The organism is Acaryochloris thomasi RCC1774, assembly GCF_003231495.1.
Taxonomy (GTDB): domain Bacteria; phylum Cyanobacteriota; class Cyanobacteriia; order Thermosynechococcales; family Thermosynechococcaceae; genus RCC1774.
The window spans coordinates 225,644-240,931 of record NZ_PQWO01000005.1 but is presented as its reverse complement, the minus strand read 5'-3'; the positions used below and the strand labels follow the sequence as shown (position 1 = coordinate 240,931).

14 protein-coding genes and 2 riboswitches are annotated in these 15,288 nt (G+C 52.9%); of the genes, 4 read left to right on the top strand and 10 right to left on the bottom strand.

Going from position 1 to position 15,288, the window contains the following annotated elements:
• Positions 1 to 109 precede the first annotated feature (109 nt).
• On the top strand, positions 110 to 718 hold the full coding sequence (locus C1752_RS10640; protein WP_110986042.1) for a Crp/Fnr family transcriptional regulator: 609 nt from the start codon (positions 110 to 112) through the stop codon (positions 716 to 718).
• A 31-nt stretch (positions 719 to 749) separates the two neighbouring features.
• Here the strand turns inward: C1752_RS10640 and tpiA are convergent, their stop codons facing one another.
• From tpiA to C1752_RS10605, 7 genes are all read right to left on the bottom strand, one after another.
• On the bottom strand, positions 750 to 1,475 hold the full coding sequence (tpiA, locus tag C1752_RS10635) for a triose-phosphate isomerase (RefSeq protein WP_110986041.1): 726 nt from the start codon (positions 1,473 to 1,475) through the stop codon (positions 750 to 752).
• 93 nt (positions 1,476 to 1,568) lie between these two features.
• Entirely contained in the window at positions 1,569 to 2,429 is an 861-nt protein-coding gene (ylqF, locus tag C1752_RS10630; RefSeq protein ID WP_110986040.1) for a ribosome biogenesis GTPase YlqF, read from the bottom strand.
• A 6-nt stretch (positions 2,430 to 2,435) separates the two neighbouring features.
• The gene (locus tag C1752_RS10625; protein ID WP_110986039.1) at positions 2,436 to 2,789 is read right to left on the bottom strand and encodes a hypothetical protein; all 354 of its coding nucleotides are present in this window, start codon (positions 2,787 to 2,789) and stop codon (positions 2,436 to 2,438) included.
• A gap of 130 nt (positions 2,790 to 2,919) precedes the next feature.
• A complete protein-coding gene (locus C1752_RS10620) occupies positions 2,920 to 3,288 on the bottom strand; it encodes a DMT family transporter (RefSeq protein WP_110986038.1) in 369 nt (122 codons plus the stop codon).
• 137 nt (positions 3,289 to 3,425) lie between these two features.
• Positions 3,426 to 3,516: riboswitch (cyclic di-GMP riboswitch) on the bottom strand.
• Positions 3,517 to 3,729: 213 nt separating this feature from the next.
• Positions 3,730 to 3,820, bottom strand: a riboswitch (cyclic di-GMP riboswitch).
• 170 nt (positions 3,821 to 3,990) lie between these two features.
• Entirely contained in the window at positions 3,991 to 4,539 is a 549-nt protein-coding gene (locus C1752_RS10615; RefSeq protein WP_110986037.1) for an NADPH-dependent FMN reductase, read from the bottom strand.
• Positions 4,540 to 4,591: 52 nt separating this feature from the next.
• On the bottom strand, positions 4,592 to 6,094 hold the full coding sequence (locus C1752_RS10610) for a DUF3084 family protein (protein ID WP_110986036.1): 1,503 nt from the start codon (positions 6,092 to 6,094) through the stop codon (positions 4,592 to 4,594).
• 25 nt (positions 6,095 to 6,119) lie between these two features.
• On the bottom strand, positions 6,120 to 6,497 hold the full coding sequence (locus C1752_RS10605; RefSeq protein WP_110986035.1) for a DUF3110 domain-containing protein: 378 nt from the start codon (positions 6,495 to 6,497) through the stop codon (positions 6,120 to 6,122).
• A 292-nt stretch (positions 6,498 to 6,789) separates the two neighbouring features.
• On the opposite strand from C1752_RS10605, the gene C1752_RS10600 reads away from it, so the two are divergent.
• Both C1752_RS10600 and pgsA read left to right on the top strand, forming a co-directional pair.
• On the top strand, positions 6,790 to 11,934 hold the full coding sequence (locus C1752_RS10600) for a translocation/assembly module TamB domain-containing protein (protein ID WP_233501507.1): 5,145 nt from the start codon (positions 6,790 to 6,792) through the stop codon (positions 11,932 to 11,934).
• A 9-nt stretch (positions 11,935 to 11,943) separates the two neighbouring features.
• A complete protein-coding gene (gene pgsA, locus C1752_RS10595; RefSeq protein WP_110986033.1) occupies positions 11,944 to 12,456 on the top strand; it encodes a CDP-diacylglycerol--glycerol-3-phosphate 3-phosphatidyltransferase in 513 nt (170 codons plus the stop codon).
• Positions 12,457 to 12,462: 6 nt separating this feature from the next.
• Here pgsA and C1752_RS10590 read toward each other — a convergent pair whose 3' ends face one another.
• Positions 12,463 to 12,678 (bottom strand): hypothetical protein, encoded by a 216-nt coding sequence (locus C1752_RS10590; RefSeq protein WP_146242322.1) that lies wholly within the window; start codon positions 12,676 to 12,678, stop codon positions 12,463 to 12,465.
• Positions 12,679 to 12,882: 204 nt separating this feature from the next.
• Here C1752_RS10590 and C1752_RS10585 point away from each other — a divergent pair, with 204 nt between their 5' ends.
• Positions 12,883 to 13,245, top strand: a complete 363-nt coding sequence (locus tag C1752_RS10585; RefSeq protein WP_110986031.1) for a calcium-binding protein — start codon at positions 12,883 to 12,885, stop codon at positions 13,243 to 13,245.
• Here the strand turns inward: C1752_RS10585 and mnmH are convergent.
• Both mnmH and C1752_RS10575 read right to left on the bottom strand, forming a co-directional pair.
• Entirely contained in the window at positions 13,229 to 14,293 is a 1,065-nt protein-coding gene (gene mnmH / locus C1752_RS10580) for a tRNA 2-selenouridine(34) synthase MnmH (protein ID WP_110986030.1), read from the bottom strand. The two genes, C1752_RS10585 and mnmH, sit on opposite strands and share 17 nt — an antisense overlap.
• Positions 14,294 to 14,309: 16 nt before the next feature.
• Positions 14,310 to 15,188 (bottom strand): DMT family transporter, encoded by an 879-nt coding sequence (locus C1752_RS10575; protein ID WP_199464350.1) that lies wholly within the window; start codon positions 15,186 to 15,188, stop codon positions 14,310 to 14,312.
• Positions 15,189 to 15,288: the final 100 nt, after the last annotated feature.

Here is a 15,288-nt window from a genome sequence, read left to right as displayed (position 1 = left end):
TGTACCGATCTCATTGAGGAAAACGTGCACAAAGCTAGTTAGGAACATGTGACGCTCAGTTGTGAAACAATGCACACCTCAGCATCACTCTCAAGAAGGGTTTTGCCTTATGCCAGTATCTTCCAGCCTCAATCATGATCTTGCCTTCAAGCAAGGAGACATTTTGCCGCCATCTGCTGAAAATCTATGGCGCATTGACGAGGGCTTTGTCCGCACACTCACCTGGAATGATGAAGGTGACCTAATCACGCTAGGCGTGTGGGGTGACGGCGATATCGTCGGACGCCCCCTCTCTCAAATTAAGCCCTTCCAGATGGAATGCTTAACGGCAGTAGAAGTTCAGGCAGTATCGCCAACCCAAAACAATGTTCAAGACGCCATGTACTTCCAGATTCGCTGCATGGAAGAATTCCTCAGTATTATTGGCTATAAGCGCGCGCCCTTAAGGCTTTTGAAATTTTTGCAGTGGCTAGCTGCCCGCTTCGGCCGCGATGTCGAACAGGGAAAAATGCTAGATTTACGGCTCACTCACCAGCTTCTCGCTGACATCACAGGCATCACACGCGTAACGGCCACCCGTCTACTGAAGCAATTTGAGCAAGAAGGCCGTTTGACCCGCCTCAAAAAGCATCGAATTTTGCTTAAGGAAGCGCTTTGGCAGCAGAATAATAAGCAGTTACCTGCCGTTCTGCAGGGACTACAGATGGATCCTTCTTAACCAGCCTTCTTAACCAGGATCGATCAGCAGACTACTGGTGATTAACAATTCTGGCGAAACTATCGCCGGTCAAGCTACCACCGCCGACTAACGCTCCGTCAATCTCGGGCTGGGCCATTATTTCGTCCACATTGCCCGGTTTAACGGAGCCACCATACTGAATGGTGACATCTTTATTCGTCAATTGAGAGCGAATCAGACCAATGACTCGGTTTGCTTCGTCTGATGCACAAACGTCCCCAGTACCGATGGACCAGATCGGCTCATAGGCAATGATTAGGTTGTTTTGATCAACGCCATCCAACCCATGCTTGAGCTGACTGAGAATATGTGCTTCTGTTTCACCCTGATCTCGCTGTTGCTTGGACTCACCGACACAGAGAATGGGCGTGAGCTTATGCTTCTGAGCAGCTTTAAGGCGTAGGTTGACCGTCTCATCCGTTTCACCAAAGTACTGCCGACGTTCGCTATGACCAATAATGACGTAACGGACGCTCAGTTCAGTCAGCATTGAGCCAGAAATTTCACCGGTATAGGCCCCTTCAGATTCCCAATGCATATTCTGGGCACCTACCTGTACTCGGCTACCGTGCAGGTTCTGAGAAAGCGTTCCTAGGTCAGTAAAGGGCACACAGAGAATGACGCTTCGATCCTCAGGGGTGGCCTCAAGCAGAGGTAGAAAGGTCTGCAAAAACTCCAGGGTATCGGCCTGGGTTTTATGCATTTTCCAGTTGCCAGCGATCGCAATTTTTCGCACAGTGAATTTAAGTCAGCTCGACTAAAGGTCAACAGTTTTTCAGTTTAAGGGGTCAGGTGACGCTTGGCGATGATTCTTAGTAAAAAGACAGGGCTATGGTGGTGCTTCTAAGGGCAGCGTGCCTAGCCTTCCTTTACGAAAGTCTGTCAGAATCTGATGCGCGGTTCGTTCAATATCGCCTTGATGCTGTTTGTTCGCTAGAGCTTCTAAATATTCTTCACCGGTCGCTTGAGGCTCTAGCTGATAGCGGGACTGGAGCGGGTTTTGCAAACAAAATCCTGGGATACTCTGCAGTTGAAGCCGCTGGAGGTGTTCAATGAACGTGGCGGCAACCAATTGATTATCGTAGGCAGCAGTGCCGATATCGTCGCAGATCGCCAGCTTATAGGCCGCATCTTGATCTTCTAAGAGCGGCGGCAGAACGCCGGGTGTATCTAAGATTTCTAGCTGGTCAGACAGGCGAATCCACCGTAGCTGCCGCGTGACGCCGGGGCGAGGCGCACTGGGAACCACGCGCCGCTTCAGCAAACGATTGATCAGGGCAGATTTGCCCACGTTAGGGAATCCCACAACAACCGCTCTCACGGCTCGAGGGCGCATTCCTCGCTTTTGGCGGCGCTGATTGACCTGAGTCCCTGAAGCTTGAGCGACTTTGGCAACCGCCGCGATGCCTTTACCATGTTGCGCATCGGTAAAATAAGGCGTCAGCTCCTGGGCTTTGAGATACTCTCGCCATCGATCCACCGCACTCACAGGAATCAGATCAACGCGATTCATCACGAGAATATGGGCTTTCTCGCCAATCCACTGGGCAATTTGGGGATGACGGCTGGCGAGGGGAATGCGACAGTCTCGCACTTCTAAGACAACATCAACCCGCTTGAGCTGCTCCACGAGTGCCTTTTCAGCTTTAGCAATGTGGCCGGGATACCATTGAATCGGTGGAGTGCTCATTCAGACTCAACAATCAGAGGATTCAAAGGACTGGCTAGCGGTACTACCGATATCTTCAGGCCCATATTCTCCCTGACTGGAAAAGGTGAGTTCGTCGTTCTGCTGCTCACCACAACCCTTGGCTGTTTTTTCTGCGTCATATTCGTACTCAGCGGCTTTTGTAGGAGGCGCACTTTGCGGCCTATTTGCGCCTGCAGAATTAGGGACCGTCAAGAGGCCGCCAGGAGAAGACAGGACGTCTCTAATACCCTGCTCAACTAAAGTTTGTTCAACGGGGTCCAAAGACTGAGCTTGCGTAGGACAGGCAATACCCGCAAACACACAAAAAATAGCGAAGGGAAATAGTTTAGAGGTGATCACTGACCTGGCACTCCATAAAGACAACAACTGTGAATACAGGCTTTCGTTGCAATACGTGGACATTGACGCGAGACATTTGATTCTATGATCACATATCTACTTTGAGACTGCATACATTTACAACACGAGACTACCGCTGCCACGCAATCAGAATGACGCCACAAACGATGCAGCCTAGCCCTACTAAGCGGCTCAGGGAAATGGCTTCTTGAAAAGCAAAGTAGCCCAACAAAACTGAGACGAGATAAATCAGCGAGGCAGCAGGACCAGCAACGCTAAGACTGACGCGGGTCAAGAGCATGATATAGCTAATGGCACCGAACGCATAGCAGGCCAGTCCCACCAACAAAGCGGGCGTCGTCGCAATGCTGAGCACGTGACTCAGCAGGTTGGTACCTGTGACTTTGCCGAGCTGCAGGGCACCTGACTTTAGGAAAAACTGCCCTGCGCCACTGAACGCAATTGAAATGAGTAGCAGCAAAAATTCTGCGGGTGTCACAAACCTGCGCTGCCTCCTATCGATCGCTGTTTTTATCCCTCACAACTCTAACGCTGGTTGGTGATCAAGACGACCGCGAAAACAAGCAAGGCCCCTACCCAGAAGGTAAAGGCCCTTGCTCAATGAAGTAAAGTCTCTTCGGAACCAGCAGCATCCATACCCCTAAGATGGTTTTTAGGCCCGCTGGTTTGCGCCTTGCCCTTTCGGAACAAGTTGCCATTTCGGAGACTTGGCTGGGCTAATGTGGGGGGTATAACAGCCCGATGAATCCATATTAGAATCTTTATTTTCAGCTTTTAAGCGTGAAAATACGGATTTTCAGCTATTTTCCAGACTCTCGGCTTCCGGGATTATACGGTCGTGCGCTGCGGCACCTCTGTTCTAAAACACAAAGGCCCCTACCCAGAAGGTAAAGGCCCTTGCTTAATGAAGTAAAGTCTCTTCGGAACCAGCAGCATCCATACCCCTAAGATGGTTTTTAGGCCCGCTGGTTTGCGCCTTGCCCTTTCGGAACAAGTTGCCATTTCGGAGACTTGGCTGGGCTAATGCGGGGGGTATGACAGCCCAATGAATCTATAGTAAACCCTAGTTTCAAAGACATTAACCGCGAAAATACGGATATTCTCTTAAATATCGGCGAAAGACACACCGTAAAAACACGGATGTTTTCTTTACACAGAAAAAGTACTGCGCGCTTTGACTCTAATTTTGACTGGGGCGAAGCTTTTGGGTTGTGATAACAAGGCTATCCACAAATTTATCAAGCCGCTCCGCTAATTTGGGGTCCTGGAGATTGCCGCTGGCATCGAAGGCTTGCCAAGCTTGGCCGATGGCGACCTGCTCTGGAATCATCATGGCATGAACCCAACGCGTGATCAGTCGCAGTTGATTGAGCGCATTGCTGTTGGCCTGCCCGCCCAGAACGCTGATGGCTCCGGTAACTTTGCCTGACAAGTGCTCAAAGCTCAGTAGGTCTAAGGCATTCTTCAAAACGCCGCTGACGCCGCCGTGATATTCCGGCGTCACTAAAATCAAGCCATCAGCTTGGCGCACGGCCTGCCTCAGCTTGACAACATCTGGATAGCCTGCGTAGTCATCTTCACCTTTGCAGAAAGGGAGGTTCAGCGTTCGCAGGTCTAGTATCTCCACTTCAGCCCCTAAGGCCTCTGCTCTCTTGAGCGCTAGCTTCAAAGCATCAAATGAGTAAGATTGCGATCGCAAACTTCCACTCATCCCAACCAGTTTTATCATTAAACGTATTCGTAACGACTACACATAAGCTAACAAATTAGCGAAGAGAGCGTTAGGGCGTGGCGGGATCACCACTGCGTAGAATCACTTCTTGCCCTTTGAGAGCAACGAGCTGCAGCACCAATGGACCGGCGGTGAAAACAGGGTTAGGTGCGATCGCCTGAATGGAAACAGGGGTGTTATCATTACGGTCTTTGAGGGCCAAGACAAATCTAAATAGCTCGATTTGCTGGAATGAGCCAACGGTCCCGGTCAGGGGATCGGGCAGCACCCCTGACTGAATGGCCTGCTGATTAGCATCTGAGAACAGAATATTGAGGCGGTTAAGAATCTGTTCATCAGATAAAGCTTCAGGGGTCAAGGACGTCACGGCCAGAGTCTCTTCCGATTCAAGCACCAAGCGATTCACGGCCAATTGAGGTGCCACCAGGACAGTCTCCTCTCCTTCTAGATAGTTGGCTGCTGCTAAAATCCGAATCAGGTAGGGCTTGCCATCGCTAACCTGGCTGACGACTCGCTCAACGGACTGACTCGTAATTTGCACGACCTGCTGATCTGGGGCTAGGTCTGGGGGATTGATGAGCACAATGGCGGCGGTTCGAGCCTGTCTGAGGAGAGTGTTAAGCACTTCGAGAGCCTCCTCACGGGTATCGATGTCCTCAACCACCCCAGAAGACAGCACTTGGCCGGTACGGATAGTAATATTGCCGCGCCGCAACCCAATCAAAAGCGCTTCTACATTTCTTTCAAGGCGCTGGCGGTTGCGCTCTAAAGTCGCCACGTCTTTCTGCAGCTGCGATCGCTGCTGCAGAAGATCGCCTCGCTGGGCATTGGCCTGCTGAAGCTGAGCTTGAGCCTCTACGACGGCGGCTTCAAACTGCTGTTGCTGTACTTCCGCCTGCTGAAGCTGCGTTCGAGCTGTGGCAATAGCATCTGCCAATCGACGGCGCTGTGCTTCTACTCCCTGCAGTCGTTTCTGAGTTTGATTACGCTGCTGAAGAAGGCGCTGCCGTTCAGCCTGAATCTGGCGTTCTTCAGAGACGAGGCGAGAGATTTTCGATCGCAACACCCTCGCCTGCGTGGTCGATTTTCTCAGAGTGTTCTGGGCCTCTCGAAATCGTGCTTGAAACTGCTGCAGCTTCGCTTCGCTTTTTCGCTGACGGCTTACCGAAGTCCGCAGGGTACGATTGACCGCCCGCAGTCGCCGCACTGATTCGGTTAATTCAGCCCTTGCGATCGCAAGCTCATCTTCACTTTGATTTTTCTGTTGCAGCACCTCATCCCGCTCAGCCCTGAACGTACGGAGCTGACGTTGGATAGTCCCGATCCGAAAGATAGCATCCCGGAGTTGACCATTCGTAGCCAGCAAGATCCCCATCGTGGTTGCCGACGTTACGCTCCCCGTCAAAATCGTAATCAACACCGCCGTCTTCTTCGGACGCAGGTTAAATAAACTTAGTCTCGCCTTACCAACACGGGACCCAATTCGGTCGCCCAGTGTCGCAATCACTCCCCCCAAGATGATGATTGACAGAATTAGTAGATAGCCAACCATGAAACTCCAATTGCGAAACGGTTGGTCACTCTAGCAATCTCTCTAGCTGCCGCCGGATATCATCCAGGTTATCCTGCGGCGGGCCAGCCGGCTCCGGTTTTTGATTCTCCTGCCACAGCGTTGCATCCATATTTTGCTCAGGCGGGATTTCTAACTGGCCCTCAGGAACAAACTTGTACCCCAATCCCGACTGCGAACAAATCGCCTTGATTTCCTCTTCATCAATCGGTTCCACCGTCGGCTCCAAGAAATCTTGGGCCTCTAGCAACACCGCAAATCGGGTCGCATCATCCTCAGCCTCAAACGCCAGCACCATATCTTCTCCATCCGGCGGGTTGACCTTGAGCGTATGAATGCCCTCATTATCAGTCCCCACATTGAAAAGCAGAACAAACACTTCCATGATTTCGTCTGGCTAAAGGTCAGTGTGCACGATCTTGACCGATTTAGGCTTTAAAGAGCCGATTAATCTAAGCACCATTTTTCTGTGCCATGATAGCAAGCGCTGGTTCCTCCTGTAGAGTTTTAGCAAACAATCAAGCCGGGTCACACCCAACTCACACCCAGAACATCTACTATATATAACCGCTACACTCGCCCACCCCGCGAGCGCCATAATGTCAGACCCTTCCTCCGAAGTAGAGACTCCCCCTACTTCCTCGCCTCCAACCCGTCCTAGACGTAAGTTTAGACCCGTGCTTAGCCTCCTGCTGTTAGGCATAGGCGGTGGTCTTTGGTGGGGCGATCGCTTCGTCAAACAGGAATTGGCTCCCACCATCGCCAAGGACCTCAGCAAATCTCTTAACCGCCCCGTCAACGTAGGGGACGTCACCGGCTACTCCCTTACCGGCATCGCCATCGGCCCCTCCAGCATTCCCCCCCATGAACAAACGCTCAATGGCCGTACCACCCTCGACAGAGATTCAGTTGAGATCGACGCGGTTAAAGCCAACTTCAACCTCTGGAAGACTCTGTGGACCCGCACCATTGACCTAGACATCACCGTCATTAATCCCCGCCTGTACCTCGATCAGAATCAAGAGGGACAGTGGTTAACCACCCAACTCACGCCTCCCCAAGACAGTAAAAGCTGGCTGAAAACAGAGATTAAAACCGTCCGGCTACGCCAGGGGCAGATCAAGGTGCAGCCTTGGGGCAAAGCGGCCCGGCAGCTCAATCCCCTCAATGGAACCCTTGCGCTCGCTAACAAGAACCAGACACTACGGCTGAACGCCACCGGCACACTTGATTCTGGTGGGCAGGCCACCCTTAAAGCTGACTGGCAGCAACCCGAACAAACCCTGAAGCTATGGGCAAGTCTGAAAGATCTAGATGTCCCGCCCCTACTAGACCTCGCGCCAACCTTACCGATTACCATTAAATCGGGGCGAGTGAGCGGTAACTTAGAGGCTCGTTATCAGCCTGAGCAACCCCTAACTCTGGCCTACAAGGGTCAAATTGAGGCCGCTGACACCACCGTTACCTCCGAGAATATCCGAGTCCAAGCCAGGCGACTGCAGACTGATCTGCAGGTCCAATATCGGCCTAAGGTGCTCCCCAAAATTACCGGTGACGTTCAGGCACAAGACGCCAACGTTTGGGTACCTGAGGATCTATTTTTAGACAACAACCGCCAGCAGCGTCAGAACTTGAGACGCGTCAACGGCACCCTCAAATTTTTAGGCACGCCTCGGCAGCAGGTGCAGTTTGATCTGCGGGGCAACTTGGCCTCTGGCGGACGCCTCAGAACGAAAGGTGCCGCGCTGATTGCGCTCAAGGACCAGAGATCGCTGATCTGGCCGCAGTTGAATCTATTAGTGCAGGGTCGCAACCTCAGCGCCAATATCCTTGATCAGGCTTACAATCTACCGGTTCGTCTCCGTCAGGGTCAGGCGAACGTCAACCTGCTCGTCAAACTTACAAGAGGCAGTCAACCGAACCTGCAGGGCACCGCTACACTCAACAATGTCGCCGGACAGATTGAGGGCCTCCCTCAACCCTTCAGCCAAGCGAACGGCCGACTGCGGCTGCGGGGATTAACCACTCGCTTTGAGAACACCACCGCCCTCTACGGAAAAATCCCGATCCAAGGCGGGGGCTGGATTGATCCCAAACGCGGCTTTAACCTAATGGGCAGAACGGCGGTCATGGAGACCAATTTAGCCCTCAGCGAACTGGGACTGACGAAACTGCCTTTTCCCGTACAGGGCAAAGTACAGGCTCGCAATATTCGCGTAACTGGGGCCTTGAGTGACCCCGTTTTGACAGGAGATATGGTCGCGCCAGGGACGACGATCCTAGACGAGGTCCCCTTTAACCGGCTAACGGCTCAGTTCCGTTTACAGGCTCCCAACCTGACCATCGGAAATATTGTAGGGACGCCCACGCCAGGCGGACAAATCACAGGAGCCGTGGGCTACAATCTGCGACCAGGAGGACAAATCAAGGGATTGTTACAGGCTCAGAACATCCCTGGGGATGCTGTCGCTCGTTTTTACAATGCCGATCCGGGGTTTGCAATTGGCCCAGTACAGGGACCCATTATTCTGTCAGGTCCGGCAGAAGAAGTCGAAACAAAGGTTGAATTTCAGGCGCTGGAGGGCGAATTCCCCACCCAGGGGCAGGTGATCATTCGCAATCAGCTCGCGCGCCTGCAGAACGTGGTCACTCAGCTACCGGGCGGTAATCTCAACATCAACGGTCTGATCGATATTCCCAGGGATCGGGTGCAGGCCAACGTGGAAATTCCGGGTCTCTCGTTGCCCGCCTATGACCCGACGCTACGGGGGCAGATGACGGGACAGTTTGCTTTAACAGCTCCCTTCTCAACGTTTAGCCTCAACAATGCTCAAGGCGTGGGGCGGCTGCGGTTTTCAGAAGGTATTAATCTGGTCGAAGATCCCATTAACGCTCAGGTGGGCTGGAATGGACAGCAACTTTTGGTTCAGCGAGCTACGGCTCCTAACTTCTTAGCCAGTGGCCAGATTGGGGTCAACCTTGACGGCCCTGAGGGACTACAGCTCACAACCTTAGCGCTTAATGTCCAAGCTCAAAAATACGATCTGAGCCGACTCCAGGCACAGGGCATCACGCCTGTTCCGTTGACAGGACGAGCCGATCTGGATGGTCGGCTCACGGGCACGGTGGCGGCCCCTAACTTATTCGCGACGCTGCGCGTCAATCAGTTGGCCGTAACGCGGCTGGCTTTTGAACCATTGAGCGGGCCGATTCGATATAGAGCCGAACAGGGTTTAGATTTGCGGCTGAAAGGGACTCGTGATCGCATCTCCCTCGCCCTCGGTCCCGATCAGCTCCCTCGTTCTTTCGACATCAAGCGCGATCAGGCCATTGCTTTGGGCAGATCTCAGGGCAATGATCTGCGGGTAACGCTGCGCCAGTTTCCGTTAGAGGTGCTCAACCTCCAGGCCGCCAACAACCTTGGCACCGTTTCTGGACTGGCTTCAGGTGATTTCACCGCCAACGTCCGCGCCGCCGCCCTGCAGGGACAGTTTGCCATCGACCGCCCCGGCATCGGCAAGCTACTCGGAAAATCCTTTGCTGGGTCTCTCCGCTATGCCAAAGGCGTAGCCTCCGTCACTGATGCCGATCTAATCTATCGAGACAGCCGTTACCGACTGACGGCCAGCGTCGCCCCTGGCAACAACTTTGAAACATCAGGAGAAATCGAAGTACTGCGCGGCCAGCTAGCCGATTTAGTGCCCGCTTGGCAAATCTTGACTCTGGACAACAAACTCACGGCCCTTGGCTCAGCGGCCGATGTGACAACGGTACCCGTGGGCCTACCCAATGCCCCACTGTTCACGCAACTGCAGCGCCTGACAGAAATAGAGCAGCTCATTGCGAAAGAGAAAGAACAGCAGGAAGAAGCGAGTCCTTTTCCGCCCCTAGAAGACTTAGAAGGACAACTTGTGGGGCAGATTCAGTTCCAGGGATCGACGGCGCGAGGTTTTCAGGGTGACTTTGATCTCAAGAGTGGCTACATTGAATGGCAGCCCTACAGCCTAGACCAGATCGTGGTCCAGGGGCAGTGGCAAGATACAGCGTTCACCTTTGACACCCTGCAGGCGGCCTCAGGCGACAGCATTGCCAAGTTCGAAGGCCAGGTGGGCGGCGAGCGCCAGGGCGGGAAATTGACCTTTGCCAATGTTCCGATTGAGCCCCTCAACCAGTTTTTAGAGTTGCCATTTCAGGTCTCAGGTTCTTTAGAAGGGGCGGCAACGCTGGCCGGAACACTGGCAGACCCCCAGGTTCGCGGACGCTTTTCAGTCACAGAGGCAGCTTTAGATAGAACTCCGGTGCAGCAGGCCCAAGCCGATCTCAATTACAGCCGAGGCCGATTGCAGTTCGATGGTTCAGCCAATGTCAGCAGTCCTGAACCGATTACACTGACCGGCAATATTCCCTATCAGCTCCCGTTCGCAACGGTTGCCCCAGAGAGCGACCAGCTCAATGTGCGGTTAGCCGTTCGTGATCAGGGTCTTTCAGTCTTGAATCTATTTACCGATCAGGTGGCCTGGAGGGAAGGTCAGGGCAATCTCAACGTTGTAGCCCAGGGAACCGTTGCTCGGCCTCAGGTCACGGGGAGTTTACAGGTCAACAACGCCATCATTGCGGCCCAGGCTCTTGATGAGCCGCTCACTAACGTCTCAGGCGATATTCGATTTGAACGCGATCGCATCGCCATTGCCAAGAACCTCAGCGGTCGTTACAGCCAAGGAATCCTGAGGGCCTCCGGGAGTCTACCGCTCTACGCGTCTAGCAGCACCGATCAGCTTCAGGTCAGCCTCCGCAACCTTGATTTGAGCCTCAAGGGGCTCTATCGCGGCCAAATTGGTGGCAACTTAATCGTCACGGGCACGGCATTCAAACCGCAACTGGGGGGCGGCATCACCCTCTCTAAAGGACAGGTGATTCTGCCGGAAACCAGCCCACAGGGAACCGTCGGCAGCAGTCCAGATACGGTCGAGAATGCGATGCCGCTACGGTTTAAAGACTTAAAAGTGACGGTCACGGACACGGTGCGCGTGGCTCAACCCCCCCTTCTCAGTTTTTCGGCGGCGGGAGACGTAATTCTCAACGGCTCCATTGACAACCTTAGCCCTGAGGGGGTTCTTAACTTTCGTCGCGGCACCGTCAATCTCTTCACCAGCCGATTTCGTTTGGATCGGCGGCGAGAGAACTTTGCCCAATTCACGCCGCAGTTCGGGCTAGATCCCTATCTCAGTCTGGGCATGGTCACGACGGTCACCGACGGCGTCGCCAGCCGCCTGTCCACGCTTAATGAAGGCAGTGCGCTGCAGACCAATCCGGTGGGCAATATTGAATCAGTGCGGGTACGGGCCAGCGTGGAAGGGCGCGCCAGTGAACTCACCCGTAATTTCGATCGGGTTCTAGAGCTAGACAGCACCCCCAGCCGCACGGAAGGTGAGATCTTTGCGCTCCTCGGGGGCGGCGTGACCGAATCACTAGAGGAAGGTGATACACAGCTTGCTCTGGTGAACCTTGCCAGTACCGCTGCTCTTACAGGGGTTGAAGGGCTTTTTGATGATGTATTGGGCAGTCGCGGCAGTTTTAGGGTCTTTCCGGTGTTAATTCCCAACGAAGATGACCGCAACCGATCTACGCTAGAGTTTGGAGCCGAGGTGGGCTACGACCTCACCAATAGCTTCTCAGCTTCAGTGCTGCAGATCATCAGCGATCTAGATGAGCCCACTCTCTTTAATCTCAGCTACGAAATTAATGATCAGTTGCGGATTCGTAGCGCTGTCAGTACTGATGGAGAAGCGTTCGGCATTCTGGAGTATCGAATTCGTTTCTAGGCAAATACTATGACTCCAGCAACGTGGATTACGGCTTCTCGGCTGCTGGCCGTCCCCATTCTGCTCTATGGCCTCCAAACACTCGATCCAATGGCGCACTGGATCTGTCTGGGGGTCTTTTTGCTCGCTGCGCTAACCGATTGGCTGGATGGCTATGTTGCCCGTCGCTTTGACCAGGTAACTGAACTAGGTAAGTTCCTTGATCCCCTCGTCGATAAGCTGTTGATTCTCTGTCCGCTAATTGCCTTGGTGGACCTTCAGCAAATTCCGGCCTGGACTGTGGCGGTGCTGCTGACGCGTGAACTTGCGATCGCAGGTTGGCGAGTGCAGCAAACCCAAATCTCGGGCGCGAATCTATGGGGCAAAGCCAAAACCGTCAGCCAAATTGTGGCCGTTTCTCTGCTGATTGCACCCCTGCCCCCAAGCTGGGAATTACCGACGCTGCTGAGCTACGGACTTGCGATCGCATTAACGCTGATTTCAGGTCTCATTTATCTATGGCCACAGCCCTCTGAAGCTTAGGACAACTTATTTTGCAGGCTTGACAAACATATAGGTCATCCCCCCCAAGGTACCTAGCATCACGGCACCCATGACGCCATACAGAATGGGTAGACTCACGCCACCGCTAGACGTAAGACTATCTCTTTGTGCAGAATCACTTCTGTTCGTTTTTGCTTCGCTCATGCCGCCAACACTGCTCAATACAACAGCAGCCCCTAGGGCCATCACAACTCTTTTCATCTCAGTGCTCCAGGATTTATGAAACGGTATCAATAGATACTAAAAATACTCATTACTTCAATAGGTTGCCCTGCACGATATAGATATTCGTCATCCAGAACGTGCACAATTTAAAACTTTATCTTGAGAAGATAGAGACTTGACTCCAATACACTGGATCTTCGATCGCGCTGATACAATACTGACGCTGGTTGAGCTCGTTGTATGACCAATATTGCCCAAGACCCTGAGCGCGAAGAGCGCATCACAATGCAAATTGTCGTGGATGCCTATGACTCAGAAGAGCAAGTTATGGGTTGGTACTACTACTTGCAAGACACAATGCAATTCCCATTCCCAGCCATTCGCGTTAATCAAAAGCGCAATTCTACTGCAGAGAAACATGAGGCGGTGGAAGTGGTCGGCATGGCCACCGAAGAAGAGTGCGAACAGGAAATGTTTGTGGAAATTGCCTTTGAGGGGGACGAATTCGCTGTGCCCTTAATCGAGGTAGAAGCACCAGCAGCAGAAGCCAAAACGCAGCAGGCGATCGAAGACTGGCATTATTGGGTTAATCGGGGCTATTAGTTTGAATAGACAGTTTTTCCCCCGATAAGTGAGCCTGAAGTTTTTCTAAGCTTACGGATGATAAATCCGATAGTTCATAAGTCTGATTCACCTGCGGATACTGCTGCTGGAAAGATCGACTGTAGGCCGGATCATAGTGGTCCTCTAACATTGACTGGACAAATGCTGACCACTGCTGAGTATTAATGAGAGTCGCCCAATGCTGAACTTGGGCCTTGCCGTGACGAGAGATCAAGCGATCCAATTTTTGCTTTAGTTGCTCGGGGTTCTCAATCCATTGCGGATATTCAGCTAGTAAATGATTCACGCGATCGCAAGTCCCCACTTTCAACTCCACCCCCGTCGAGACCTGCATCTTCTTCCACAGCGCTTGAGGTAGATACACCTGACCAATCTTGTTGCTTTCAGCCTCTAGCCATACAGGTTGACTGGGATCTAACTTCTGGAGAGCCGCTAACAATCGAGATTCAAACCCTTTCTGTGTGGGCTGGGGTGAATCGAATAGCACACCGAGCAGTGAGCCACGATGGTTGGCAAGTCCTTCCAGATCGAGGGCTTGGGCTGATAGATTTTGCAGAATGAGCGTTTTAGCCGATCCCGTCAATCCTGCCAAGATCCGGTATTCAAACTGCTCGGGGAGGGTTTCGAGTTGCGATCTCACCCAGGCTCTATACGTCTTATATCCACCTTTGAGTAGCGTCACTCGCCAGCCAATCTGGGTTAACACCAGCGCCATGCTGCCCGAGCGCTGTCCACCTCGCCAGCAATAGATCAGCGGCTGATAATCCTTGGGCTTGTCAGCGAAGTACTGCTGTAGATGGATCGCTATATTTTCAGAGACGAGAGCGGCTCCCAACTTTCGGGCCTTAAAAGGCGACTCTTGTTTATACACCGTTCCCACCTGCGCCCGCTGGTCGTCGTTGAGAACCGGGAGGTTGATGGCTCCAGGGATGTGGTCTTGGGCAAATTCTGCTTGCGATCGCACATCAATAATGTCGCTGTAGATTTCATTCCAGGGCTGATCTGTGAATTGAGGCGTTGGCGTCATCAAATTATCCCTATCGCTAAGCCGGACTCTCGGTGCGGCGCGCTAATACAATACCCAGCAATACAATCATGCCACCCACCCCCTGCCACAGTCCGAGCGCTTCCTTGAATAAAGCCCAGGCCAACAGCGCCGCCACCACCGGCTGCAGCAGCAAACTTAAAGACGAAAAAGCAGTCGGCAAGTGAGCCAAGGCATAGATGATTAAGCTCTGGCCCAGCACTTGAGAAATCACTGCTAAAGCAACGAGCACCAGCCATCCCTGTAGCGTAGTTGGGAAAATCTGATCTCCAGTCATGAGCGCAATGAGCAATAGCAATCCTCCCCCGACTAGGCTTGTCCACAGCGAGACCACCACCGTTGAAAACTGCACCCTCAAGCGAGCGACGGACAACATATAGCCAGCATAAAAAACCGCCGTCAGCAGACCAAGGGCGTCTCCCCACAAATATTGAGCATCCAGCTTCAAGCTTGCGCTGACCAGCAAACAGGCCCCCAGCAGAACCAGGATCACCGCCCCAAAGAATGAACGAGAGCAACGCTGACCCCAGATCAGCCAGCTTCCTAGCACGACAAAGATGGGGGCAAAGTTTGCCAATAGCGTCGCATTTGCCACTGACGTGAGCTGAATCGACCAGTGCCACACGGCCAGATCAGCAGCGAAAAAGGCTCCTGAAATAACTAAGGCTAGGCCCGTGGGTCGCTTTACATTCTCCGATGACTCGGTTTGCATCCACACCCAGAAAAACGGGAGAGCAAGCAGCAAGCGATAGCAGGCCGTGGCAGAAGGCCCCACCTCACTCAAGCGAACTAAAATCGGAGCAAAGCCAATCCCTACCGCTCCACACAACAGAGCAATGAATGGCCCTGCTCCTCCTGACATTTGTTTGATCGACATCCCCTTATCCTAGGGCGATACAGGCCCACCGGGTTCCGCAAACCATCCGCTAAACTTGGGATAAGCAGTGCAAGTCAGAAAAATACGGGCAGACACAGGA

Bases quoted from the DNA above. Each gene is read 5' to 3' on its own strand.
- C1752_RS10615 (WP_110986037.1), bottom strand. From the start codon at position 4,539: ATGATAAAACTGGTTGGGATGAGTGGAAGTTTGCGATCGCAATCTTAC.
- C1752_RS10590 (WP_146242322.1), bottom strand. From the start codon at position 12,678: ATGAAAAGAGTTGTGATGGCCCTAGGGGCTGCTGTTGTATTGAGCAGT.
- pgsA (WP_110986033.1), top strand. From the start codon at position 11,944: ATGACTCCAGCAACGTGGATTACGGCTTCTCGGCTGCTGGCCGTCCCC.
- ylqF (WP_110986040.1), bottom strand. From the start codon at position 2,429: ATGAGCACTCCACCGATTCAATGGTATCCCGGCCACATTGCTAAAGCT.
- C1752_RS10610 (WP_110986036.1), bottom strand. From the start codon at position 6,094: ATGGTTGGCTATCTACTAATTCTGTCAATCATCATCTTGGGGGGAGTG.
- C1752_RS10605 (WP_110986035.1), bottom strand. From the start codon at position 6,497: ATGGAAGTGTTTGTTCTGCTTTTCAATGTGGGGACTGATAATGAGGGC.
- C1752_RS10575 (WP_199464350.1), bottom strand. From the start codon at position 15,188: ATGTCGATCAAACAAATGTCAGGAGGAGCAGGGCCATTCATTGCTCTG.
- C1752_RS10585 (WP_110986031.1), top strand. From the start codon at position 12,883: ATGACCAATATTGCCCAAGACCCTGAGCGCGAAGAGCGCATCACAATG.
- C1752_RS10640 (WP_110986042.1), top strand. From the start codon at position 110: ATGCCAGTATCTTCCAGCCTCAATCATGATCTTGCCTTCAAGCAAGGA.
- mnmH (WP_110986030.1), bottom strand. From the start codon at position 14,293: ATGACGCCAACGCCTCAATTCACAGATCAGCCCTGGAATGAAATCTAC.